The organism is Flavobacterium celericrescens (assembly GCF_011392075.1).
Lineage (GTDB): Bacteria > Bacteroidota > Bacteroidia > Flavobacteriales > Flavobacteriaceae > Flavobacterium > Flavobacterium celericrescens.
In genome coordinates this window covers 534678-561091 of the sequence record NZ_JAAJBV010000001.1, presented here as the reverse complement: position 1 = coordinate 561091, position 26414 = coordinate 534678, and the positions used below count along the sequence as shown (strand labels likewise).

At 32.7% G+C, this 26414-nt stretch carries 19 protein-coding genes; 4 read left to right on the top strand and 15 right to left on the bottom strand.

The features are described 5' to 3' along the window. Position 1: 1 nt before the first annotated feature. Positions 2–2611 carry a VPS10 domain-containing protein gene (locus G4L40_RS02560; protein ID WP_166235583.1) on the bottom strand — a complete coding sequence of 870 codons (2610 nt, stop codon included), beginning with the start codon at positions 2609–2611 and terminating at the stop codon, positions 2–4. 118 nt (positions 2612–2729) lie between these two features. Here G4L40_RS02560 and G4L40_RS02555 point away from each other — a divergent pair, with 118 nt between their 5' ends. After that, a complete protein-coding gene (locus G4L40_RS02555) occupies positions 2730–4022 on the top strand; it encodes an aminopeptidase P family protein (RefSeq protein ID WP_166235582.1) in 1293 nt (430 codons plus the stop codon). Positions 4023–4149: 127 nt separating this feature from the next. Here G4L40_RS02555 and G4L40_RS02550 read toward each other — a convergent pair whose 3' ends face one another. Together G4L40_RS02550 and G4L40_RS02545 are read right to left on the bottom strand one after the other, a co-directional pair. Then, positions 4150–4542 carry a DUF1398 domain-containing protein gene (locus G4L40_RS02550; RefSeq protein ID WP_166235581.1) on the bottom strand — a complete coding sequence of 131 codons (393 nt, stop codon included), beginning with the start codon at positions 4540–4542 and terminating at the stop codon, positions 4150–4152. Positions 4543–4545: 3 nt separating this feature from the next. Next, entirely contained in the window at positions 4546–5790 is a 1245-nt protein-coding gene (locus G4L40_RS02545) for an AbiH family protein (RefSeq protein WP_166235580.1), read from the bottom strand. Positions 5791–5959: 169 nt separating this feature from the next. Here G4L40_RS02545 and G4L40_RS02540 point away from each other — a divergent pair, with 169 nt between their 5' ends. Beyond that, a complete protein-coding gene (locus G4L40_RS02540) occupies positions 5960–6742 on the top strand; it encodes an alpha/beta fold hydrolase (RefSeq protein ID WP_166235579.1) in 783 nt (260 codons plus the stop codon). Positions 6743–6836: 94 nt separating this feature from the next. Here G4L40_RS02540 and G4L40_RS02535 read toward each other — a convergent pair whose 3' ends face one another. The 4 genes from G4L40_RS02535 to G4L40_RS02520 all read right to left on the bottom strand — a co-directional run bounded on the left by G4L40_RS02535 (position 6837) and on the right by G4L40_RS02520 (position 15599). After that, the gene (locus tag G4L40_RS02535; RefSeq protein ID WP_166235578.1) at positions 6837–9614 is read right to left on the bottom strand and encodes a PD-(D/E)XK nuclease family protein; all 2778 of its coding nucleotides are present in this window, start codon (positions 9612–9614) and stop codon (positions 6837–6839) included. A 63-nt stretch (positions 9615–9677) separates the two neighbouring features. Further along, entirely contained in the window at positions 9678–11081 is a 1404-nt protein-coding gene (locus tag G4L40_RS02530; protein WP_166235577.1) for an OmpA family protein, read from the bottom strand. A 101-nt stretch (positions 11082–11182) separates the two neighbouring features. Next, positions 11183–12379: a glycine C-acetyltransferase gene (gene kbl / locus G4L40_RS02525; RefSeq protein WP_166235576.1), complete on the bottom strand. Its 1197-nt coding sequence runs from the start codon at positions 12377–12379 to the stop codon at positions 11183–11185. Between the two features lie 31 nt (positions 12380–12410). Further along, positions 12411–15599: a UvrD-helicase domain-containing protein gene (locus G4L40_RS02520; protein WP_166235575.1), complete on the bottom strand. Its 3189-nt coding sequence runs from the start codon at positions 15597–15599 to the stop codon at positions 12411–12413. 107 nt (positions 15600–15706) lie between these two features. Here G4L40_RS02520 and G4L40_RS02515 point away from each other — a divergent pair, with 107 nt between their 5' ends. Continuing rightward, a complete protein-coding gene (locus G4L40_RS02515) occupies positions 15707–16312 on the top strand; it encodes a superoxide dismutase (RefSeq protein WP_166235574.1) in 606 nt (201 codons plus the stop codon). A gap of 443 nt (positions 16313–16755) precedes the next feature. Here G4L40_RS02515 and G4L40_RS02510 read toward each other — a convergent pair whose 3' ends face one another. The 8 genes from G4L40_RS02510 to purN all read right to left on the bottom strand — a co-directional run bounded on the left by G4L40_RS02510 (position 16756) and on the right by purN (position 25839). Beyond that, positions 16756–18654, bottom strand: a complete 1899-nt coding sequence (locus tag G4L40_RS02510) for an amidophosphoribosyltransferase (protein WP_166235573.1) — start codon at positions 18652–18654, stop codon at positions 16756–16758. An 80-nt stretch (positions 18655–18734) separates the two neighbouring features. Next, positions 18735–19664: a PfkB family carbohydrate kinase gene (locus tag G4L40_RS02505; RefSeq protein ID WP_166235572.1), complete on the bottom strand. Its 930-nt coding sequence runs from the start codon at positions 19662–19664 to the stop codon at positions 18735–18737. 164 nt (positions 19665–19828) lie between these two features. Further along, positions 19829–22027, bottom strand: a complete 2199-nt coding sequence (locus G4L40_RS02500) for a tetratricopeptide repeat-containing hybrid sensor histidine kinase/response regulator (protein ID WP_166235571.1) — start codon at positions 22025–22027, stop codon at positions 19829–19831. Positions 22028–22101: 74 nt separating this feature from the next. Then, complete coding sequence (ettA, locus tag G4L40_RS02495) at positions 22102–23793, bottom strand: energy-dependent translational throttle protein EttA (RefSeq protein WP_166235570.1); 1692 nt, start codon at positions 23791–23793, stop codon at positions 22102–22104. A gap of 85 nt (positions 23794–23878) precedes the next feature. Beyond that, positions 23879–24061: a CAL67264 family membrane protein gene (locus G4L40_RS02490; protein WP_026725732.1), complete on the bottom strand. Its 183-nt coding sequence runs from the start codon at positions 24059–24061 to the stop codon at positions 23879–23881. A gap of 116 nt (positions 24062–24177) precedes the next feature. Further along, a complete protein-coding gene (rnhA, locus tag G4L40_RS02485; protein WP_166235569.1) occupies positions 24178–24657 on the bottom strand; it encodes a ribonuclease HI in 480 nt (159 codons plus the stop codon). A 3-nt stretch (positions 24658–24660) separates the two neighbouring features. Then, entirely contained in the window at positions 24661–25278 is a 618-nt protein-coding gene (locus G4L40_RS02480; RefSeq protein ID WP_166235568.1) for a hypothetical protein, read from the bottom strand. A gap of 3 nt (positions 25279–25281) precedes the next feature. Beyond that, complete coding sequence (gene purN / locus G4L40_RS02475; RefSeq protein WP_166235567.1) at positions 25282–25839, bottom strand: phosphoribosylglycinamide formyltransferase; 558 nt, start codon at positions 25837–25839, stop codon at positions 25282–25284. A gap of 173 nt (positions 25840–26012) precedes the next feature. Between purN and G4L40_RS02470 the strand changes: the two genes are divergently transcribed. Further along, positions 26013–26249 carry an acyl carrier protein gene (locus G4L40_RS02470; RefSeq protein ID WP_007137004.1) on the top strand — a complete coding sequence of 79 codons (237 nt, stop codon included), beginning with the start codon at positions 26013–26015 and terminating at the stop codon, positions 26247–26249. Positions 26250–26414: the final 165 nt, after the last annotated feature.

Here is a 26414-nt window from a genome sequence, read left to right as displayed (position 1 = left end):
TTTATTTTTTAGGTGCATTAACTTCAAACGATTTAATTGATAAATGTTTATCTTTTGAAACCGTTACTTTATATTTACCAACGGGCAAATAAAACTTCTTGTTCTCCGCCAATTTGATTTTGATTTTTTTATCTTTTTTATTCCATTCTTCAGCCGACTTATTTGAAACTGAATAATCATAAGTAAATGTATTCAATCCTTTTTTAGCTTCTACTGTTTCTTTGTAAACTATCATTCCAGCTTCATTTGTAATCGAAATAGCTACAATTCCATCTATATTGGTATAAAACCAAATTTTTTGTGTAGGCTCGGCTACTTCTCCCCAAGCATATCCTCTACTTCCCCAGCGCTCCGATTTAATTCGGTCATTCAAGTCAAACAAATATAATGTTTTATTCAAAACATCAACCGAAAGCGCTTGCACTTTAGAAACATCCATTTTATAAATAGAGCGACCATGAGTTCCAACAATTAATTCTTTCGCTTTGTTTTGAATTACCGCATCATGAACTGCAACATTTGGCATTCCGATTGAAAAATCTTGCCAAGTTATTCCTTTGTCTAATGAAATAAATAAGCTATTATCAGTTCCAACGTATAAAATGTTTTCATTTTCAGTATCTTCAACAATTACATTAACTGCTTGCGTTAAGCCATCAGAAATAGCCGTCCAATTTTTCCCATAATCTTCCGAAACAAAAACGTAACTTTCAAAAATATCGCTTCTATAACCATTCAAAGTCGCATAAACTCTTTCTTTTTTGTGAGACGAAGCCACAACTCTTGAAACCCATAAATTTTGAGGTAAATTACCCGAAATCAATTGCCAAGAAACACCACCATCTTTTGAAACGTGAATTTTTCCATCATCAGAACCAGTATAAAGTAAGCCGAACTGGAAGTTACTTTCTGAAATAGTCGTCAACGTTCCAAAAGCTACATTTCCTTCTTTTGCTCCATTTGTTAAATCTTCTGAAATCTTTTCCCAAGTTTCGCCTTGATTCATAGAACGATGCAAGAAGTTAGAACCCATATATAAAATATCTTGGTTGTGCGAAGACAATAAAATCGGCGTTTGCCAGTTGAAGCGATATGGTTTTTCTTCTTTTGAAGCTTTTGGAGAAATAAAATCAAACTTTCCTTCTTTTTGATTGATTCTATAATAGTTTCCAAATTGATAACCCGTAAAAACCACATTTGTATTGCGACTATCAATTTGAATTTGCATTCCATCACCACCAATTATTTCTTGATACGGATATTTCCCTTCTTGGTGCCAAGCTACACTTTTTTCATAATCACTATTTCCGAACCATACACCATTATCTTGCAACCCTCCATAGACATTATAATTTTCTTGATAATCTACATTCACCGCATACAATTGACCAACTGCTTCATTATTGCATTTTATCCAATGTGCTCCATTATCGTACGAAATATTTAAACCACCATCATTTCCGTTAATAATATGATTTGGATTCTCTGGATTAATCCAAGTTACATGATGATCGGCATGTACATTTTCTTTAGAAATAGCAGTGAAAGTTTTTCCTCCATCTTCTGAAAACAACAATGGAACGCCACCTATATAAACACGATTTTGATTATTTGTATCCAAAGAAATGTTTGCAAAATAATAACCATAAGTATAATACATATCATCAACGTGTTTTTCATGAGTTCGCTTCCACGATTTTCCTCCGTCTTCTGATTTGTATAATTCACAACCTATTACTTCCGTTTGAAACAAAGCTTCATTAGCATCTTTTGGCTTATCTACTTTACTATTTGGTCTCTTATTTTGATTATCAACAACGGCATAAATCACATTTTCATTGAATAGTGCCAAACCAATTCTTCCCACGTCTTCATTAGCAGGAAATCCGCTTTCTTTTGTGGAAACTAATTTCCACGAAGTTCCGCCATCTTCACTTTTATAAATCCCTGATTTTTCTCCATCACCATCAAAATGCCACGCTTTTCTATCTTTTTGCCAAGACGCCGCAAACATAATTTTTGGATTGTTTTTCGAAACAGCTAAATCAATAATTCCAGCATCTTCCGCTACAAACAAAGTTTGCTTCCAAGTTTTTCCACCATCAGTTGATTTGTAAATTCCTCTTTCTTTATTGGTTGTGTATAAATGTCCGACAGCAGCGACTACAATTTCATTCAAATTGCTTGGGTTTACCCAAATTCGGCTAATGTGATGCGAATCTTTTAACCCTAAATTTTCCCAAGTTTTGCCTTTATCCGAAGATTTTAAAACCCCAACTCCAGCATAAGACGAACGCGAAGCATTTACTTCACCCGTTCCTACCCAAATGGTTCCCGAATTCCAATCCACCGTAACTGAACCACAATTCACTGTTTCTGCCGAATCCATCACTGGAGAAAAAGAAGTTCCGTTATTATTGGTATACCAAAGTCCGCCTGTAGCATACGCAACGTAAAATTCTGTTGTGTTTTTTGGGTTTACTGCCAAATCTACCACACGACCACTCATGATAGTTGGTCCGATATTTTTAGCTTCGACTTGATTAAACAACGAATTTTGAGCAATTGTTGATTGCACAATCAATAAAAACAGGATAGTAATTTGCTTCATCTCGAAAAAATTTGTTGAAAATTAGCCAAAACATTGCACTTCTACAAAATTTCTATTGCTTTTAACAACTTTTCATTTTTATCTTTTTATTTTTGAAAATCGAAAAAAATCACACACCATGAAATACCATCAAATAGACCGCGATTTATACGTGAAAAACAGAGCAAAATTCACAGCTCAAATGAAACCTAACAGCGTTGCGGTATTCAATTCAAACGATATTTATCCAGTAAGTGCTGATAGCACATTGCCTTTTGCACAACATAGAGATATTTTATATTTATCTGGCGTAGACCAAGAAGAAAGTATTTTGTTACTTTTTCCAGATGCGCCTTACGAACATTTGAAAGAAATTTTATTCTTAAAAGAAACGAATGAGCACATTGCGATTTGGGAAGGCGAAAAACTTACCAAAGAAAGAGCTTTTGAAGTTTCTGGAATTAAATCGGTGATTTGGTTACAAGATTTCCACAAAACGTTGAAAGAAATCATGGCGTATGCTGATACGATTTACATCAACACTAACGAACATTACAGAGCGGTTATCGAAACCGAAACTCGTGAAACGCGTTTTATCAAATGGTGGAAAGAAAATTATCCAGCACACAAAGTAGAAAAATCGAATCCTATTTTACAAAGATTACGTTCGGTTAAAGAAAGTGAAGAATTGGATTTAATCCAAAAAGCGTGTGATATTACCGAAAAAGGTTTTAGAAGAGTGTTGCAATTCGTAAAACCAAACGTTATGGAATACGAAATTGAAGCCGAATTTGCACATGAATTTCTAAGAAATCGTTCGAAAGGTTTTGCTTACACACCAATTATTGCTTCTGGAAATAACGCGAATGTATTGCACTACATTGAAAACAACCAACAATGTAAAGCTGGTGATTTGATTTTATTAGACGTTGGTGCAGAATATGCGAATTATTCAAGCGATATGACGCGTATGGTTCCGGTTTCGGGTCGTTTTACAGATAGACAAAAAGCGGTTTACAATGCCGTTTTAAATGTGAAAAACGAAGCTACAAAAATGTTGGTTCCTGGAACCTTATGGAAACAATATCATGTAGAAGTAGGTAAAATCATGACTTCTGAATTACTAGGTTTAGGATTAATCGACAAAGCCGATGTACAAAACGAAAATCCAGATTGGCCAGCGTATAAAAAATATTTCATGCACGGAACGTCTCACCACATGGGATTAGATACGCACGATTACGGTTTATTACACGAACCAATGCAAGCGAATATGGTTTTCACTGTTGAACCAGGAATTTACATTCCGAAAGAAGGTTTTGGTATTCGTTTAGAAGACGATATGGTGATTCAAGAAAAAGGAGCAGCATTCAATTTAATGCGCAATATTCCAATTGAAATTGAAGAAATTGAAGCGATAATGAATAGTTAGTTTTCAGTCTCAGTCTCAGTTTACAGTATAGACGGCTTGCAGAAATGTGAGCCGTTTTTTTTTTGGAACACAGATTGGAGAAATTTTTAAAATTTATGTAATTTCTTAAATCTGTGTTCCTAAAATATTAAACAGATGGAATCACTTCCACCACCATTTCATTCCCAGCTTTGTCATAATAACTGCATGTCATTTTATCCATTACCACAATCCATTTTTCAACGCCAGATTTAGCGCAATCGTGTAAAAACGTCATGTAATCGGTGTTGCCTTGTTGGTGCGATTTTAAGTCGGATTTGAATTGCTCAACGTTACTTTCATCAGCAATAGTTAAGGTTTCTGAAAAACCAATTGACGAAGTCTGAAAATCATTGGCACCATAATAATTGGTGTGATTATCAAATACAAAAGTTTCGAAAGAAGTAACACCAAGCGCAATTATGTCTTGCATGTATTTTGGAAAATCAGCACCGCTTTTTACTTTGGCGTGTGCTTCGTGAATTTGTTGGATGGTGAACATATTTTATTTTTTTGGTAATTGAATTTGTGGTAATGGTTGACAAAGTTTTTTATTTACAATCTTTTCTCTCATTAATTTTTTATTATTGAAATGACGAGATATGTTTTGGATTATTTCTGTATAGTTATCGTCAATTACTTTCCCTTGTTCATCTTTAACTTCATAAAAATAAGGTTTTATTGAACGGCAATTTTCATGCTCAAATATTGTGTTTAAAAGTGTTCTATCCGACAACCCACATGAATGTCCCAAGATTAAAACCTGAAACTTATTACTGTCAATATAGCTTAACAAGTCACTATAATTTGAATTTTGCAAATATTGAAAAGATTTGAAATTTCTTAAATATTCATTATCATTAATATTTTCAATTAATTTATAATCTTCATCCATCTCATCTCCAAAACCAAAATTTATCTTATTGTCCGTATCATTACCCAATATACCATGAATGTGATTGAGCTTTACATCATTTAAATCATTTTTAAGTAATTCAAAATATTTGAAAGCAGTATAAGTATAATTAAAATTTAATAAATAAACTCCATTTTCAATCTTTTCTATTTTCTCTTTTTTGAATTTATTTTTTATCTCATTTTTATCTTCTTTGTTAGAAAATTCATCTAAAATATCATTCTCATTGCTAAAAACCGAAATAGGTTTTAGCAACCCTAATACTTTAAAAAAATCCTGATTTTCACCTCTGAAATTTTTAAAATTATATTCTTTTAAAATTTTCTCTATTAAATAATTTTCAAACAATAACTTGATTTCTAATAATTCCTGATTAAGTATCTTTACTTTTTCCTTTTTCACCCTTAACAAGTCCTCTCCAACTTGTAAATATGATTTATCTGAACCAATAATATTTTTTAATTGCCTATAATATTCGTTTTCAATATCAACCCAATTTTGAATTGATAGGTTTTGATTGATTTTTTCAAAAAACCCATTCTTGAACATCATAACGGTTTTTACCCTATAGTTTCCTATATCCTCAATAAAAGTGCAATTTCCTTGCTTTTGTAAATTTGGAAACATTGATTTATCTTCAAGTAAATTTAAAATATCTTGATAACCTTTTACATTATTAATCGGAATAGAACTATCTATATCTAAAGTACATAAATTATCGTCCTTTTTTCTAATATTTCCATTTGTCCAGTAATTATTAATAAAATCCCTGTAACTTGTTGGCAAACCATGTGCTAAATCAAAACCGTTTCCAATAATCACTAATCTGTTCATAAATCTAAAAATGCTTTTCTCAAAAATACGTTTTTATTTACAATCTTGTCGTACTAAAAACATCTCTTTATGAGATTCCTACGGAATGACAAGTTTGTGGTGAGAAAATCCTTGCACACTTTGCGAAAAAACTTTGCGCTCTTTGCGTTTAAACCCTAACTTTGCCCTCATGAAAACCACCAACTTCAAAAACACCAAAATCAGTTACACCGACCAAGGAAAAGGAACGGCTGTGGTTTTGTTGCATGGTTTTTTGGAGAATCAATCGATGTGGAAGGCTTTTATTCCTGAATTGGTAAAGAAACACCGCATTATTACTATCGATTTATTAGGTCATGGCGAAACCGAATGTTTGGGTTATGTCCACACGATGGAAGACCAAGCCGATATGGTGCATCATGTGTTGCACGAATTAAAAATCAGAAAAACAGTTTTGATTGGACATTCGATGGGCGGTTATGTAGCACTGGCTTTCGCCGAATTGTACCCTGATAATATAAAAGGAATTGTATTACAAAACTCCACTTCAAGAGCCGATAGCGACGAACGAAAAGTAAATCGTGATAGAGCGATTGTAGCGGTGAAGCAAAATTATTCGGCATTCATTCGTATGAGCATTGCTAATTTGTTTAGTGAAGACAATCGTGAACGTTTAGCAGATATTATCGAAGAAGTAAAATTAGAAGCTTTAAAAACGCCACTTCAAGGTATTGTTGCCGCATTGGAAGGCATGAAAATTAGAAAAGATCGCGAAGTTATTTTGCATTTTGCACCTTACCCGATTCAACTTATTTTAGGTAAAAAAGACCCAGTTTTAAATTATGATGACAATTTAGAACAAATTGAAGGCACGCAAGTACAACTCACCACTTTTGAAGACGGCCACATGAGTCACTTTGAAAACCAAGCGGAATTGTTGGCGGTTTTGAGTGGTTTTTTGAAAAGGGTTTAGTTATTTAACCGCAAAGCACGCAAAATATCAAAGACACAGATTTCACAGATTAGCAGGATTTGGAATCTGTGAAAATCCTTTAATCCGTGGCTAACTAAATTTTTTCTTTAAAGGGAATTTCTGGATTGAAAATTTCTACAATCAACGTTTCTAATTCCGATTTAAAATCTTGTAAAATAACATTTGAAATAACAAGTTCAGCATCTTTTCCTTTTCCTAATCCGAAAGGTAAAAAACCATTTTTCATGTTTTTAAACGAAACAATTCCTGCGGAAACTTCTCTATTTTGTTTTAATTCGTGATTTTCAAACATCAAGGCATAGCACAACAACTGAATGATTTTTTCATTTTTAATATCCGAAGTCAAATCACCAAAATCTTGAATTTTTAAGCTGTTCCCATCAACTTTTCCAGTTTTATAATCGATGATTCTGATAGTGGCATCGCGCTCTTCAATTCGGTCTACTTTACCTGCTATTTTTATTGGAAAAGGCAATGATTTTACTTCGATTTCACAAGACAAACTCGCTTCTAACAGCAATACTTTTATAGCTTGACCTGCTTCGATGTCTTTCTTTTCTAATTGTAGGAAGTTGTAAACATTTCGTTTGGCTACTTCAAAAGCTAATAGGTTTTTCCCTTTTGTAATTTCACCTTCTTTGTAAATTTCTTTGAAATGTTTCAGTATTACTTCTTCAATTTTAGCTTCCATCGCTTCAATATGATGCAATGCCAAAAACTGATTCAAATAGGGCGTATACAATTCTTCCAACGCATTGTGAATAATAGTTCCCAAAGTATTCACTGCGATGTTTTCTTCCACTTCATCCGCTTCGTTGATTCGTAAAATACGTTGCATGTAAAACTGTAACGGATTTCGAATATAATTCGTCAACGACGATGGAGAAAATCCTTTATCGGTTGCGATTTCGTGTAAACGGGTTAAGATTTTATCGGTTTTTGGAATGGTAACTGGTTCGTATGCTTTTTCGGGTAAAACCGCATTGTAAATGGTGCTTGTAATATTGTGTTTTGGTTGTTTCTCAATTTCTAATTGGGTAATGAAACGACTTTTTTCGCCAGCATCAATTCCTTCGTTATCGGTATTATAAAGTAACCACACATTTTTTGCACGCAATAACAAATGATAAAAGTGATAGCAATAAATCGCATCTTTTTCTTTGTACGTTGGCAAACCTAATTCTTTTTTTACATCATACGGAATGAATGAATTTTGCGATTTCCCAGCTGGAAATTTACCTTCATTAACCGAAGTGATAATCACGTTTTCAAAATCCAATACACGGCTTTCTAAAACACCCATCACTTGAAGACCGCTCAAAGGCTCACCTTCAAAAGAAACTTCGGCTAAATCGATAATTTGCTTGTAAATGGCTTGAAGCGATGGCAAACTTTCGATTTGATTATACGTTTCGTGGTAATTGGTTAATTTATTTATCGTTTTAAAAACAGAATACACAAAAGCTTTCGTTACTTTTTCTTCGGCATCGTCATTACTTAAATAGGTTTTTATGGTAAGTAAAATCGAATTCAAATTCGCTAAAATATCGGAAATAGAATCGTCCCAACGTGTGAAGAGCAATTGAAAGAATTTGTTTTCTGTATTTGGATATTTCTCTTCGTATAAACTGAATAATTTTTGGTTGGAAAAGAAGGTAAAATTGTTGTTATTAATCACTTTTACAACTTCTTCTACTTTGCAATACGGTTCCACCAAAGGATGATTCAGGATATCTAAAACTTCTTTGTAATAGAACGTGTAGCTTTTTTCATTTCGCTGTTTAGCATTGGTATGCAACTTGAACAACTTACTAATCAACAATTGCGCAGGATTATTTTTACTTGGATAACCCATCGTAATATTCAACGCATCAACTGATTCAGGCAAACCGTATAAAACAGGAAGCAACAGATTTTCGTCACCTAAAACAACAGCGGTTTTTTCTAAATATGGGTTTTCAGATTGAATCTTTTCAACAATAGTTCCTACAATTTTGGCTTGACCGATACTTTTTGGTGTACCTATGATTTCGATATTTTTTTCTTCACTAAAATGATTCACCACCCATTCGAAATCTTGATTTACGAAAGGTTTCCATTCTTTTTTAAACTTTCGAATGAACAAACCAGCATCGTGATAGGAATCGTTCAAAAAAACCTCATCGATATCCCAATAAATTTTGGCTTTGTTTTCGTTGGCTAAGTGTTTGAATATGCGTTCTTCCGCTTGATTTAAAGCGTTGAACCCTGCAAAATAGATTTGATTGGTAATTGTTGTGGTAAATGAAGCTAAGTTTCTCACTGCTTCTCTGTACAATAAACCTTGGTAACCAATTCCTTTTTTTAATAAATGCTTGTAAAACGATTCGTAATATAATGGCAATTTCGCCCAAAACTCTAAATGAGTTGTAATTAATTTGGTTTTGTCTTGTGGTTGTAAATCCCAACGTTTTAATGCTTCGATATCTTCTAAATAAGAGAAAATATGATTTGGATCTAATAGATATCTATCGATTTCATTAAAATCTTGAATGGTAGTTTTTGCCCAAGTGGCAAATTCTTCAAAGGTTTGCTGGTCCGTTTTTTCGGTAACGGAAAGGTAGACTTCGTAGAATTCGAATAATAATTCAATTGGATCAATAGTACGAAGGCTAGAAATTTCTTGAATGAAATCTTCAATACTAATGATAGTTGGTGCAAATGAGGTAGTATCTAATTGATTTTTTAAACTTTCTAAAAGAAACACCTTGGCTCTTTTATTGGGTAAAACAATCAAACAATTCGACAATTCAATATCAGATTGTGATAAAATAATGGCGCTTAACTTATCTAAAAAAGTATCTTGTTTCATTTTATAAAAATAAAAAAACGTCCCGAAATATCGGGACGTTTCTTAGTATATTTTAGAAAGAAATTATTTAACTAATTTCACTTCTACTCTTCTGTTGTTAGCTTTACCTTTAGCAGTTTTGTTAGAGTCAATTGGTTTAGCCTCTCCGAAACCTTCTGAAGTTAATCTAGAAGCATCGATACCATTCTCTACTAAATAATTTTTAACAGCTGCTGCTCTATCTTGAGATAATTTTAAGTTAGAAGCATCTTTACCATCAGAATCAGTGTGACCTTCGATAGAGAATTTAGCAGTTGGATATTCTTTTAAGATAGCAGTAATAGCTTGTAAAACTGGCATTGTTTGTTTTTGGAAAGAAGATTTTCCAGAGTTAAACAAGATAGTTTTTGCATAATCGTTTAATTTTTTGATAGCATCATCAGATACTTCAGGACAACCATTGTTAGCTACAGTTCCAGCTACAGTTGGACATTTGTCATCTTTATCAATTACACTGTCTCCATCTGTATCAGGCCAAGGACAACCAGCGTTATCTTTTGCACCTTTAACTGCAGGACAATTATCATCTTTATCAGCTACACCGTCACCGTCTGCATCTGGACAACCTTTCATGATTTTAGTTCCTTTAACATCAACACAAGCATCTTCTGAATCGATGATTCCGTCTCCGTCTGTATCAGGACAACCATTAAATTCAGCTAAACCAGCAACTTCTGGACAAGAGTCAGCTGAATCTTGGATACCATCTTTATCAGTATCAGGACATCCTTTGAATTCTGGTAAACCAGCAACTTCTGGACATGCATCATCTTTGTCATAAATACCATCATTATCTGTGTCTTTACCTCCAAATTTGAAAGTTAAACCAGCAAAATGTTGGATATGAGTTGGTACATCAGCGTTAGCAACTCTAGTATCATCAAATGAATGTTTGTAAGTAGATTGGAATTGTAAACCAACACCTTCTGTTAACCAAAAAGTTAATCCTAAACCTCCATTAACAGTACCTGCAGAAGCATCACCAAAGAAAGTGTAACCTCCACCAATATGAGCAGATGGATCTAACCATTTAGATTTTAATAATTCCATGAAGCTATATTTTACTGTAGCATCAATTCCGTAGTAAGATAAATCCCCAGGATTAGAAACTAAATCAGTAGCTAAAGTTCCAGGAACTCTAGAAACCCATTTGTCAATTTTGTTTACAGATCCAGCTAATCCAAAAGAAAAACCATCTCCAACGTATCTAGATACGTTTACATAAGAAACTGAAGGTAAAACATTCCAGTTCTTATCAACATTAATTAATTGAATCCATTTTGGACTATCGTTACCTACAGCACTAACTTTAGTGTCCACTCCGTTTACCCCAAAAGACACAGCCCATGGGTTGTTGCTATCTTGTGCTTGCGATGTTAATCCAGCAAACAATAATGCAGCAGCAAATAATTTGTTTAAATGTTTCATACTTATTTATTTAATTACAATGCGTTATAATTAGAACAAAAGTACTATTTTTTTTCAACTACAAAAAGTTTTGTTAAAAAAAATTGCTTTTCTGTCCGATTTTACTTGATTATTCCTAAATCTTTACCAACCTCAGCAAAAGCAGCTATTGCTTTATCCAGATGCTCTTGTGTATGAGCTGCCGAAAGTTGCACTCTAATACGCGCTTTATCTTTAGGAACAACTGGAAAGAAAAACCCTATCACATAAATTCCTTTTTCTAATAATTTTTCCGCCATTACTTGTGATAGCTTAGCATCATACAGCATCACTGGAACAATTGCCGAATCTCCATCTATGAAATCCAACCCCGCTTTTCGCATACCAGCTTTAAAATAGTTTGTATTCCACTCTAATTTATCTCTAAGCGTGGTATCTTTTTCTAATAATTCGAAAACTTTTAAAGAAGCACCAACAATTGAAGGCGCTAATGAATTTGAAAACAAATATGGACGTGAACGTTGACGCAAGATTTCAATGATTTCTTTTTTGGCTGTTGTATAACCACCCATAGCTCCACCAAGTGCTTTTCCAAGTGTTCCTGTGATGATATCTACTCTTCCCATTACTCCTTTAGCTTCTAATGTTCCTTTTCCTGTAGCTCCAATGAAACCTGCAGCGTGACATTCGTCAACCATCACCATAGCATCATACTTATCTGCTAAATCACATATTTTATCTAATGGCGCTACTAGTCCGTCCATTGAAAAAACTCCGTCAGTTACAATCAATTTAAAACGGTGACCAGCTTCAGTTGCTTTGATTAACTGTTGCTCTAAGTCTTCCATGTTAGAATTTTCGTAGCGATAACGCGCTGCTTTACACAAACGAACACCATCAATAATTGATGCATGATTTAACGAATCCGATATAATACAATCTTCTTCTCCTAATAAAGGTTCGAAAACTCCACCGTTAGCATCAAAAGCCGCTGCGTATAAAATAGTATCTTCTGTTCCGTAGAAATTTGCGATTTTTTGTTCTAATTCTTTGTGAATATCTTGCGTTCCACAAATAAAACGCACAGATGACATTCCGAATCCATGTGAATCTAAAGCATCTTTTGCTGCTTGTACTACTTCTGGATGTGAGGAAAGTCCTAAATAATTATTTGCACAAAAATTTAAAACTGTTTCACCAGTCGAAATCGTAATTTCTGCGCCTTGAGGTGAAGTAATAATGCGTTCTTTTTTGAACAATCCGTTTTCTTGAATGGTATTTAATTCGTTTTGTAGGTGTTGTTGAATTTTTCCGTACATATTATTGTTGTTTGTTGTTATTATTTTATGGTCACAAAGTTACTATTTCTATACTATCACCTATATATATAAGTGCTTTTTTTGCAACTGTATATTTCATTTGCTGTAAAGCCAATTCGTATTCTTCTAATTGTGCTTTATGTTTGTTATGTTTTTCACCCGTTTTATAATCTAACAAATAAGCCAAATTATCTTTGATTACAACTCTATCAGGCTTAATAGTTTTAGTAGCTTTTTTGATGATATTTTGTTCATTGAAAACTTTTGCATCGGCATCAAAAAACGAAATCAATTCTTCATGATTCACAATTTTATCAATTGTTTCTTTAAAAATTACATTTTGGGAAAACGTTATCAACCCTAATTCCGTTGCTTTTTGAATAGCCAAATCCACATCTTCTTTCGTATGAATAAACGCCATGATTTCGTGCAAAATATTACCAAAGTTAATCGCGTCCTGCTGAACTGTTCCCCACATTAAAGCTTCGCGTTGAGCGATTTTGATGTTTTTTGGATTTAATTTGTGTGAAACAATTCCAATTTGATTGTTTTTACCTTCGTGAGCTTTGCTAGTTGAAATTCTATTTGGATTTCCGAACTCGTATTCTGATTTAGTTTCTTCATATTTCCCGATATTTTGCAAAAACTCTAGAAAATAATATGATAAGTTATTGGTAACCAAATCACCTTTTTTCGTTTTCAGTTTATTCGAAATTACATACAACTGTTCTTCGGCACGTGTTAATGCCACGTACAACACATTAATTGTATCTAAAACTTCTTCTTGATTTTTGGTTTGAAAAATAGCTTTGGCTTCGTTTCCGTAAGTTTCCACTTCTTTTTTATTGTTGATTAATGCTTTCGGAAAATCCACATTCGCGTCTTCCAACGGAATCCACAATTTGTCTTTTGGTTTGCTTGAAAAGTTTTCTTCCGCAAACGGAAAAATCACCACTGAAAACTCCAATCCTTTTGATTTATGAATCGTCATGATGCGAACTGCATTAGTTCCTTCTGGTGATGGAATACTTTTTTGATAGCCAATTTTATCCCAATATTCTAAGAAATCCGCAATACTCGATTGGGCTTTCACGTCTTTTTCCAATACCAAATCCAAGAAATATTGCAAATACGAAGTATTCACTTTATCATTTAAGAAAGTCGCAATTAAAATTTCAACTGCTTCGTATAATGATTTCTTCTTGCAATTTTTGAACGAAATTTCAATTCCGATAGTTTTCAAAAAAGTTTCTAATTCTTCCGAATTTTTATCTTTCGAAGCCAAAATAAAATCATGAATTGCTATTTCCGATTGCAAATATTTCGCAATAAAATACAAGAAATACACTTTTGATTCATCGTCTTTTGGATTTTTCAAATAACGAAGCAACGCAATCAACAACTTCACTTCGGTTGCATTTTGAATCAATAAGGTTTCGGAAGACAAAATCGGAACGCTGTTTTCGGTTAAGAAATTTGCTAATTTAATTCCAGGCGCTTTGGTTCGTGTAAGCAAGACGATATCTTTGTATTCAAATCCGTTTGCGATACATTTTTCAACGGTTCGCAACGTTTGATTCAAATAAAACTTATCTTTTACCGAAATAGAATCGTTGTCCGAATCAAAACCTTCGACTTCCGTTTCGTCTTCTGGCACTTCGATAAACGACAAATTCACATAACCGCCCATTTTGGAATTGATTTCTTGATGTGAAAGATTTTCGTATAAATTTTTATAATCTGGATTTTCAAATTTATCCGACAATTGCTTGAAAAACGCATTATTAAACTGAATCACTTCGCTATAACTTCGGTAATTCGTACCCAAACGAAGCGTTTCTTTGTCTTTATTTGAAAATGGATTGTGTTTTTTATCTTCTTTCGCTAAATCGATAAATTGTTCGGCTTTTCCACCACGCCAACGGTAAATCGCTTGTTTTGGATCGCCAACCAACATCAAAGTTCCTTGCTGGCCAAAATCGTCTTGACCCGAAAGTGCATTATCGATTAACGGAATTAAATTTTGCCATTGCATCACTGAAGTATCCTGAAATTCATCGATAAAATAATGACGGTATTTTTCACCCAAACGCTCATAAATAAAAGGGGCTGGCTGATTTTGAATTTCGTTGTGAATAATTTTATTGAAATCGGAAATCGAAACTAAATTTTGTTCTTCCTGAATTTGTTTGAATTCTTGATAAATCGTGTTTAATAACGACAAAGGATTTAGGTTTTGCAAAAAAGCTTCGTACATTGAAATTTTTCCAACTTTTTCATTGATTGTTAGCACCGAAGTTAAAATTTCGGAAGCTTTTTCATCAATAAAATCTTTATCGGATTGTGGAACGGTTTTGGAATAACCACTTTCTGAACCATCTAAATATTTGATTACAGTTTCATTAATCGCAATTTTATCATCAACAATTTTCTCTAAAAAATTAGGAACCAAACTTCTGTAAAACGATTTTCTTGAAACTCCATTTACATCAATCGAATCCAAAATACTTTGAGCAATTGCTTTACAATCGAGTTTTAACTGTTTGATTTCTTCTTGTAATTTCTTTTTTACAATTCCGAAATCGTCGATACTTTTTTCAGACAATTCTTTGATTTCTTCCGAATTGTTTTCGTTGGTAATCAATTGGGCAACCTTTAATAATTCGGCCGAAATGTCCCAGTTTTTATCGTCGTCGGTTTTTTCTTTTGAAAATTCGATGAGTAATTTGGTTAAGCTCACATCATCACCCGCTTTAGAAATCACCAAGTCAATCGCCTCTTGTAACAATGAATCGGTTTCTAGCGATACCTCAAAATTCGGAGGTAAATTCAAATCTTGGGCAAAAGTTCGGATAACTTTGTGCGTGAATTTATCAATCGTAGAAATATCAAACGCTGCATAATTGTGAATGATATTTTTGATGATGGCTTTCGATTTATCTTTTAAAGTAGCAATACTTAATTTGGTTTCCAAAGCAACATCTTTCAATAAATCCATCTCTTTATCGGAAGTGTTATCCAATGAAAACTGGTACAAACTCGAAACGATTCGGGTTTTCATTTCTTCTACCGCTTTGTTGGTAAAAGTGATGGCTAGAATTTTACGATAGGCATCGTCATTTGAAGCCAAGAAAAGAATTTTTAAGTATTCTTTCGTTAGCGTATAGGTTTTTCCTGAACCAGCCGAAGCATCATATATCGTAAAAGCTGTTGTTTTCAAATGTTATATTTATCTTAATAATAGTGGTATAGAAACTATCTATTTTTGATTCCGAAGTTTAATTTGTAAATTTGGTGAAAATATTACTAATCTAAAAATAAAATATTATGGCTTTCGAATTACCACAATTACCTTATGCATACGATGCATTGGAACCACATATTGACGCTAGAACAATGGAAATTCATCATTCTAAACACCACAACGCATACGTTACCAACTTAAACGCTGCTATTGCGGGAAGTGATTTAGAAGGAAAATCTATCGAAGATTTGATGAAAAATTTAGACATGAACAACATGCCAGTTCGCAACAATGGTGGTGGACATTATAATCACACTATGTTTTGGGAAATTATGTCGCCAAATGGTGGTGGTTTACCAACAGGTGAATTAGCTACTGCAATTGACGCAGCTTTTGGTTCATTTGATGCTTTTAAAGCAGAATTTGCTAAAGCTGGAGCTACTCGTTTTGGTTCAGGATGGGCTTGGTTATGTGTGAAAGATGGGAAATTAGAAGTTTGTTCAACTCCAAACCAAGACAACCCATTAATGCCAGGTGTGGCTTGTGGCGGTCAACCAATCTTAGGAATGGATGTTTGGGAACATGCTTACTACTTACATTATCAAAACCGTCGTCCTGATTATATTGAGGCTTTCTTTAATGTAATTAACTGGGTTGAAGTAGCAAAACGTTTTGCAGCGGCAAAATAAAAAACAACAAAATAAACAGAAAAAGCCGAAGAGTATGGCGACTCTTCGGCTTTTTTGTATTTTACCAATTTTTATTCTGACAATAAAAAAGGTGAAATTGCTTTCACCCTTTTTGCCCCAAATCTACCATAAAACTTAACCTACTAATTTTCTGGTAGAGCTAAAGTAGAACAAGATGTTATGCTAGCATAAAATAATTGTTAAATAGCACAAATATTCGATGAAATGCATTTAATTACATGATTAATTCACAAAAAGCGATTTTTCTTATAAAAATTTAAATTTACTACATAAAAAAAGGTGAAATTACTTTCACCCTTTTTGCCCCAAATCTACCATAAAACTTAACCTACTAATTTTCTGGTAGAGCTAAAGTAGAACAAGATATTATATACTTGTAAAAAAATTGTTAAACGAAATAAAAAGTCGATGAAACGCGCTTTTTAATATGCACGAGCATCTTTTCCTTCATAAAAATTCATAAAAGCTCGGTTTACTACTCTATTTCCACCATCTGTTGGATAATCTCCTGTGAAATACCAGTCACCTAAGTTTTTCGGGCAAGCTCTATGCAAATCTTCCACCGTTTGGTATATAATTTTCACTTCTGCCTTTGTGTTATCTGGTGTAAGCATTTCGGCAATTTTATCTGAAATTTCTTGATCTGTAAATGGTGCGTAAATTTCTTTTACATAATTCACCACATCTGCATCATTAAAATCTTCTTGTGCTTTTGACTTTTGATAAACCTCTTCTACAATATGATATAAATTGCGTTCTCTTAATAATTCTAATGCCGCTCTGAAAGCCACTAAACCTTCTAATTTCGCCATATCGATTCCGTAACAATCAGGATAACGAATTTGAGGCGCTGATGAAACCACGACAATTTTCTTTGGTTGCAAACGATCCATCATTTTAATGATACTTTGTTTTAAAGTAGTTCCTCTTACAATACTATCATCAATAATTACCAAATTATCCGTCGGTTTTACTACTCCATACGTTACGTCGTAAACGTGCGCTACTAAATCATCACGACTGCTATCTTCAGTAATAAACGTTCTTAATTTTGCGTCTTTAATCGCAATTTTCTCCGTTCTGATTTTTACCGAAAGTAATTCTTTCAAAGTGTCTTCCGTTAAGGTATCTTTTTGCTCGATAATTGCTTTGGCTTTTCTTTGATTTAAGAAATCTTGAGCTGCTTCAGACATTCCGTAAAAAGAAGTTTCTGCTGTATTTGGAATAAACGAGAAAACCGTATTATCGGTATCATTATCGATGGCTTTTAAAACACTTGGGAAGATTAATTTTCCTAATTCTTTTCGCTCGTTATAAATTTCAGCATCGCTTCCGCGAGAAAAATAAATACGCTCAAACGAACATGCTTTTTTGATTAACGGAGTTCTCACTTCTTGAACTGAAACATTTCCGTTTTTCTTGATGATGATAGCACTTCCTGGATTTAATTCTTGCACTTTTTCGAAAGCAACGTTGAAAACCGTTTGAATTACCGGACGTTCAGAAGCCACCACTACAATTTCATCATCTTCGTAGAAATACGCAGGACGAATTCCAGCAGGATCGCGCAAAACGAACGAATCGCCATGACCGAAAAGTCCAGCCATTGCGTATCCTCCATCGAAATTACGAGAAGCGCGTTCTAAAATGCGTTGTATATTTAATCGTTCTCCGATAACTGGTGAAGCTTCCTGTTTAGAGTATCCTTCTTGTTTGCATTGTTTGTATAATTCGGTAACCTCATCATCTAAAAAATGTCCGATTTTTTCCATTACGGTAACAGTATCGGCCATTTGTTTTGGATGTTGTCCTAAGTCAATTAAATTTTGAAACAACTCCTTTACATTCGTCATGTTAAAATTTCCCGCTACAATTAAATTACGGTGCATCCAATTGTTTTGACGTAAAAATGGGTGAACACTTTCAATGCTATTTTTACCGAAAGTTCCATAACGAACGTGACCCAAAAACACTTCTCCCAAATATGGAATATTTTGTTTTTGAAGCGCCACATTGTTTTGATATTCTGGATGTTCTTCCAACTCACGACTGATTCTGTCGTTGATTTGAGCAAAGATATCCTTAATAGGTTGTGGGTCGTTTGAACGAATACGGCTAATGTATCTTTCACCTGGATTTACATCCAATTTAATACTTGCTAATCCAGCTCCGTCTTGACCGCGGTTGTGTTGCTTTTCCATAAGTAAGTACATTTTTTGTACTCCATAAAAAGCGGTTCCGTATTTTTCTTTATAGAATTCTAACGGTTTTTTTAATCGTAGTAATGCAATTCCACATTCGTGTTGTATAGCGTCACTCATAAGTTGTTGTGTTGTTGTAGGTTGTTGTAATTCTTATTCTTTTTGAAACAAAAAATGCCCCGAAAATTCGAGGCACGTTTTTATTCTTCTAATTCCACTTCAAATTGCGTTAAAGCTTTGAATTGTTTTAATCTAGTGTTAACTTCTTTTTTGTCAAGGTCAACCATTCTTTCTGTTCCAAATTTTTCCACGCAGAACGAAGCTAAGTTTGAGCCATGAATAATTCCGTTTTTCATATTGTCAAACGAAATATTTTCTGATTGTGCAATATAACCTGCGAAACCTCCTGCGAAAGTATCACCAGCTCCTGTTGGATCAAACACTTCTTCTAATGGTAATGCTGGAGCAAAGAATACGTCTTTATTGTGGAACAATAACGCTCCGTGTTCTCCTTTTTTGATAACCACATATTTTGGCCCCATTGTATGAATTTTAGCTGCCGCTTTTACCAAAGAATATTCTCCTGATAACTGACGCGCTTCTTCATCGTTGATAGTAATAACGTCTACACGTTTGATAACGTCTAATAATTCTGGTAAGGCACAATCCATCCAAAAGTTCATGGTGTCTAAAACGACTAGTTTTGGTCTTTCTGTCATTTGATTTAACACACCTGATTGCACAATTGGATGTAAGTTTCCTAATAAAACTACATCTGAATTTTTATACGCTTGTGGCACCACTGGATTAAAATCTGCCAACACGTTTAATTCTGTTACTAAAGTGTCGCGAGAATTTAAATCGTTGTGATATTTTCCACTCCAAAAGAATGTTTTTCCTCCTTTTACGATTTCGATTCCTTCGATATTCACTCCTTTATTTTCTAATAAATCTAAATATTCCTTTGGAAAATCTTCTCCAACCACAGAAACTACTGCTGCATCTACATTAAAAAATGAAGATGATAAACCAATATAAGTTGCGGCTCCACCTAAAATTTTATCCGTTTTCCCGAAAGGCGTTTCAATAGCATCAAAAGCTACTGTTCCTACTATTAATAGTTTGTTCATTAAATTGAATTTGAAATAAGGTGCAAAGATAAGTTATAGTTTAGAAGTTTAAAAGTTTATGTGTTTAAAAGTTTAAACCTGAGAGAATTTTAATAGATTTGTTAGGATAAATTCAATTTCATGAATGTTGTTATAAAACAAAATTATACCTGTAAATTAATTCTCTACTCTTCCACGAATCGTTTTATAACTTCAAATAACTTTTTACTGTCGAATGGTTTTACAATAACTTCGTCGATTTTTGCTTCTTTTATTTTTTCTTCGATGTCTTGCTTATCAAAAGCCGTAACCGCAATAATAGGAATAGTATTGCCTTTTTGTCTGATAATTTTAGAGGTTTCAAAACCATTAATTAATGGCATATTTATATCCATCAAAATAGCATCAAAATTGGTTTTTTCTAATATTTCTATTGCGGCATAACCATCATCAACTATTTCACATTTAAAATTATTGTTTTCTAGCAGCTTTCTCGTTACTACTTGATTGATTTTGTTGTCTTCTACAACCAATATTTTGTAATCTCGTTTGCTTGACAAATCAACTTTTAAGTTATTTATAATTGTACCTGCTTTTTCAACGTCTGATTCAAACGGAAGAACAAATATTACGGCAGTTCCTTTGTTTTCTTCGCTTTCTAATGTAATTGTTCCTTTGAACAATTCTACCATTTTTTTTACAATAGTTAATCCAAGCCCAGTTCCTTGATAGTCATCTTCTTTTCTAACTACTTGTACAAATTTTTCAAAAACCTTTTCTTGGTCTTTCTTCGCAATTCCTATTCCGTTATCAATTACTTGAAATTTAATTTGAGTTTTACTTCCAATTTTTTCTACTAAACTAGCTCTAACCGTTACATAACCATTAGTAGTAAACTTCAAAGAATTACTAATAAGATTAATAAAAATTTGCGATAAACGTATCTTGTCGCCAATTACAACTTCAGGAATATTGCTATCAACATCAATATGAATTTGGTTACTGTTTTTGATTGCTAAGAAGTATAGCGAATCTTTTATTATGGCTAATTCGTCATAAATATTAAAAACCATTTCGTCTAAAACCACTTGTTTTTCCTCAATTTTATATACTTTCAAAATATCGTTTACCAACGAAAGTAAATATTTAGCCGAAAATTTTAATGATTTTAAGTGTGGGCTATTAGCTAATTCTTTGTGTTCGTCTAATATTATATCAGTAATCCCAACCACTCCATATAAAGGCGTTCTTAATTCATGACTTATTGTTGAAATAAATTGTGTTTTTAATTGAGATGCTTCTTCGGCTTTTTCTTTGGCTTCTAATAATTCTAAATTGGCTTTTTGCAGTTTTTTATTAATTTTAGCTTTCAATCTATTATTTCTAACAAACGAAAGCAATAATAAAATCAAGATAAAAACAATAATACTCGAAAAAATGATGAATTGTCGATTGTTTTTTAATTTTTCATCTTGTATTTTTTTCTGAGCTTCAATTTGGCTGATTTTTCTATTTATTTCATCCTGTTGAATAGCTAATCCAGCAACTTTTACCTCATTAATTCTATCTTCATTATAGATTTTATCTTTAAGTTCTTCATGCTTAAGTAAATAGTGGTGTGCTTTTTCAAAATTTTTCATTTTAAAATAAAGATTTGAAATATCTTTATAAACCACCACTGCATTTGACTTGATTAGTTCTATGTCATTTTGTTCACAAAACTCAACTGCTTTTATATAATATTCTTCTGCTTTTTTAAAATTATTGAGATGATTATAATACAATCCAAAGTTAGAATTTAAAGAAATTTTTGCCTCTAATTCGCCTTCTTTGTCGACGTAATTCTTGATTTCATTAAAATACCTAATCCCTGTATTAAAATCTTCGATAGCAAAATAAGCACTTCCAATATTTAGTTTTGAAAAGGTAATTTCATATTGATCGTTAAGTTTTTCAGAAAAATAAATTCCTTTTTTATAATTTTCAATTCCTTTTTTGAAATTTATTTTTCGATAACAATAAACGTTTCCTAAGTTATTGTACAGCCATCCTTTAACGGTGTCATTAGTGGTTTTATTTGCAAATTCTAATCCTTTATGATAAAACTCAATCGCCTTTTTATAATCTGAAAATTCCTCAAAGTTTAGTCCAATTAAGTTATATGCTTTAGCTGATTGCAAATAATCTTCATTTTTTAAAGAAATTTCAAGTGAAGCTTTAGCAAAATTTAATGATTTTTGACATTCTAAATCCAAAAAACTTTTGCCTGCTTTTTTTAACAATTCTTTAGATTTAGCGCTATCTGTATCATTAACTTGTGCAACAAGTCCTTGAAAACTAACACTTAAAAAGATTATAAAAAAATATCGCTTTAGGAAGTTCATTTAAATAAGGGGTAAAATGAAAGGTTTAAAGGTAAAAAAATCCCGAATATATTCGGGATTTTTTTAACAAATGTTTATCTAATTAATTTTTTGTATTTTATTCTTGTTGGAACCACGTCTTTTCCAAGGCGTTTTTTCTTGTTTTCTTCATATTCTGAGAAGCTTCCTTCAAAACAATATACTTGAGAATCTCCTTCAAAAGCCAAAATATGTGTACAAACTCTATCTAAAAACCAACGGTCGTGGGAAATAATTACGGCACAGCCTGCGAAATTTTCTAAACCTTCTTCTAATGCTCGCAATGTGTTTACATCCAGATCATTAGTAGGCTCATCCAACAGCAATACGTTTCCTTCTTCTTTTAATGTCATTGCCAAGTGAAGTCTATTACGTTCTCCTCCAGACAAAGTGGCTACTTTTTTATTTTGATCGCTTCCGCCAAAATTAAAACGAGATAAATAAGCTCTCGAATTTACTTGTCTTCCGCCCATCAAAATTAGTTCTTGACCATCACAGAAGTTTTCCCAAATCGATTTGTTTACATCAATATTTGAGTGTGATTGATCTACGTAAGCTATTTTAACTGTGTCTCCAATAGTAAAAGAACCCGCATCTGGTTTTTCTTCTCCCATAATCATTCTGAAAATAGTTGATTTTCCTGCGCCATTAGGACCAATAATTCCAACTATTCCTGCTTGAGGAAGTACAAAATTCAAATCGTCGTATAATAATTTATCTCCAAATGCTTTTGCAACTCCTTTAGCTTCAATTACATTTGTGCCTAATCGAGGTCCATTTGGAATGTAGATTTCTAATTTTTCATCTAATTCTTTTTGGTCTTCATTTAAGAGTTTGTCATAATTTTGCAAACGCGCTTTTTGCTTCGTTTGACGTCCTTTTGCTCCTTGACGAACCCAATCTAACTCACGTTCTAATGTTTTTCTACGTTTTGAAGCAACTTTTTCTTCTTGCTCCATACGTTTTGATTTTTGGTCTAACCAAGAAGAATAATTTCCTTTCCATGGAATACCTTCTCCTCTATCTAATTCCAAAATCCAACCTGCTACATTATCTAAGAAATAACGGTCGTGCGTAACTGCAATAACAGTTCCGGCATATTGTTGTAAATGTTGCTCTAGCCATAGTACCGATTCTGCATCTAAGTGGTTTGTTGGCTCATCCAATAACAACACATCAGGTTGTTGCAATAATAAACGACACAAAGCTACTCGACGCTTTTCTCCACCAGACAATACACTAATTGGTGTATCAGAATCAGGGGTACGAAGTGCGTCCATTGCAATTTCTAATTTGGTATCGATTTCCCAAGCTCCACAAGCGTCAATTCTGTCTTGTAGTTCAGCTTGTCGATCCATCAATTTTTGCATTTTATCGGCATCTTCATATACTTCTGGCAAACCAAAATCGTCATTAATCTTGTTAAATTCTTCAAGTAAAGCAAAAATTTCAGCAGCTCCTTCACGAACTACTTCAATCACTGTCTTAGTTTCGTCTAATTGAGGCTCTTGTTCTAAATAACCAACAGTATATCCTGGTGCAAAAACCACATCCCCTTGATAGTTTTTATCCACACCAGCAATAATCTTTAATAATGAAGATTTTCCCGAACCATTTAGACCTAAAATACCGATTTTTGCCCCATAAAAGAAACTTAAATAGATATTTTTTAATACTTGTTTATCACTTCCTTGATAGCTTTTACTCAATTTTTGCATTGAGAAAATTACTTTCTTATCGTCTGACATTTTTTTATATTGATTTGATTGTTAGATTATTAGAACTTTAGATTATTGGATTTATAATAGTCAAAATTCTTAATTCTTAATTTAATTATACTCTCCCTTTCAACGCATTAAAAACCCACGCGATAGCAAAGAAACCTACACCAACAGCAGAAAATCCCCATCCGGCAACATCTGCATATCTATAAATTCCTAAACCAATTAAAAGCAAACCCATTAAAATCATAATAAAAGTTGCCCAAGCCAAGATTGTATTTTTATTCATTCCCATAATCTATGAAGTTATATTTTTGATTTGAGTTTCGAGAAATTTCGGGTAGCAAATATAAGAAATATTGAAATGGATTTAGCAGAAAATAAAAACGCGTCTTTAATTCAACTGATTTGCTAAATTAATTTTGATTCTTCCTTTTCATAGAACTCGTCAATAGACAAGTTGTTTTGTTGCGAAGCCATTACAGCTAATGCATCACATCGTTCATTTTGGGGATGACTATTATGTCCTTTTACCCATTGAAAATCCACCTGATGTTTTCGATATGCTTTTAAAAAACGTATCCATAAATCGGGATTTTTTTTGGCTTTGAAACCGATTTTTTCCCATTGGAACACCCATCTTTTTTCAACAGCATCTACAACGTATTTGGAATCAGAAACCACTAAAATTTTGGTTTTTGGGTTTTTTAATTTTTCTAAACCAACAATTACAGCTAATAATTCCATTCTATTATTAGTAGACAGCCGAAAACCTTCGTAAAATTCTTTTTTGTAGGGCGTTCCAACCATTTCCATCACCACGCCATAGCCAGCTGGTCCAGGATTTCCCTTGGCAGCACCATCAGTGTATATGTGGACTTCGTGTGGCATTTATTATTTTTCTAAATTTATTATTTTAATAGAATTTATTAATTCTTCATATAAAATCGAGTTGTTTTCTTTATTTTCTTCCTCTATAAAATTAATGTTAATATAAAATTTTCCTACGGGAATTAAAACCTTGTATGACTTTAATTTATATTCAACATTTTCGCTTTTTAAAGTGTAACTAAATATAGTTCTTATGATTTTAGTTCCTTCAATATCTACTATATTCGATTTTTCGATAAAATGCAAATTCGTAAAAGTAGCTTTGTTTTGTTCTAATGACAAATAAAGTGCTTTTTGCAACTCTAAAATATCTTTTGTTGGGTTTTTATCGACTCTAATATTGATAGTAGGAATAATACCTGAATACTTTCCTTTTTCATACTTCAGTAAAGATATATATTCAACTGATTTTATAACTTGTTTTGAAAATCTGTCAATTTCATCCTTATTAAAATCATATTGCTTAAGATTAGAAACTATTTGATTGCTATCATAAGCAAACCAACCTTCAGGATAATTCATGCTAAATCCAAATTCTTTTAACTCTATCTTATCTTGACTAAAAACAAGATTTACATTGAGAATAAAAATTAGCAATATATTTAAATACAAAGCTTTCATAACTTACTTTATTAAATTAGCTATTACCTCAGGAAAATATTGGTGTTCTAATTCGTGAACTTTTTGTGCAATTTCTTCGGCAGTTTTGCAATCTTCAATATTTACTGCTTTTTGAAAAATAAATTCTCCTTCATCATAATGTTCGTTAACATAATGAATCGTAATTCCTGTTTCTTTTTCTTTATTATCAAGAACGGCTTGGTGCACATTCATTCCATACATTCCTTTTCCACCATATTTTGGTAATAAAGCAGGATGAATGTTAATCACTTTTGAATATTCCTTTAATATATTTTCTGGAAATTTTAATAAAAATCCCGCCAAAACAATTAAATCAGGCTGAAATTGGTATAATTTTTCAAGTACAAATCCTTCATTTAACTGGGCTCGCGAAAAAACTACTGTTGGAATGTCATGATTTTTTGCTCTATCTAACACTTTGGCATCTGGTTTGTTAGAAAAGATAGCGACTACAGTTCCTTGGTTATTTTTTTTAAAATACCTAATTATTTCTTCGGCATTTGACCCATTTCCGGAAGCAAAAAGCACAATATTTTTCATTTCGTATTGATTTCTTCCCACAAAAAAAAGAATAAAAATTGGTAAAAAATAAAAAAAAGAAGCCTTTGTGAATTATTTTTTTTAAATTCGTAGTCACATTTAGTAACAAAAATGTTGTTTTAAAATAAAGTTTTTTATTTTTGCCAACAAATTAAATTAAAAATTAAAAGATTATGTCAGACATTGCATCAAGAGTAAAAGCGATTATCGTAGACAAATTAGGTGTTGACGAAAACGAAGTTGTAACAGAAGCAAGCTTCACTAACGATTTAGGAGCTGATTCATTAGACACTGTTGAGCTTATTATGGAGTTCGAAAAAGAATTTGATATTCAAATTCCAGACGACCAAGCTGAAAACATTGCTACTGTAGGTCAAGCTATCTCTTACATCGAGGAAGCTAAAAAATAATATTTAAGACATCCATAAAGGGCAACCTTTGTGGATGTTGTTATTTTTTACTTTCAGTTTTAAATCTTTTATAAGATTTTGCAAACATTGATTGTATTACAATCATACCAATAAAAAAAATATGTAATACCCATTGTTTCTTTTAGTAATTATTAAAAGCACTTT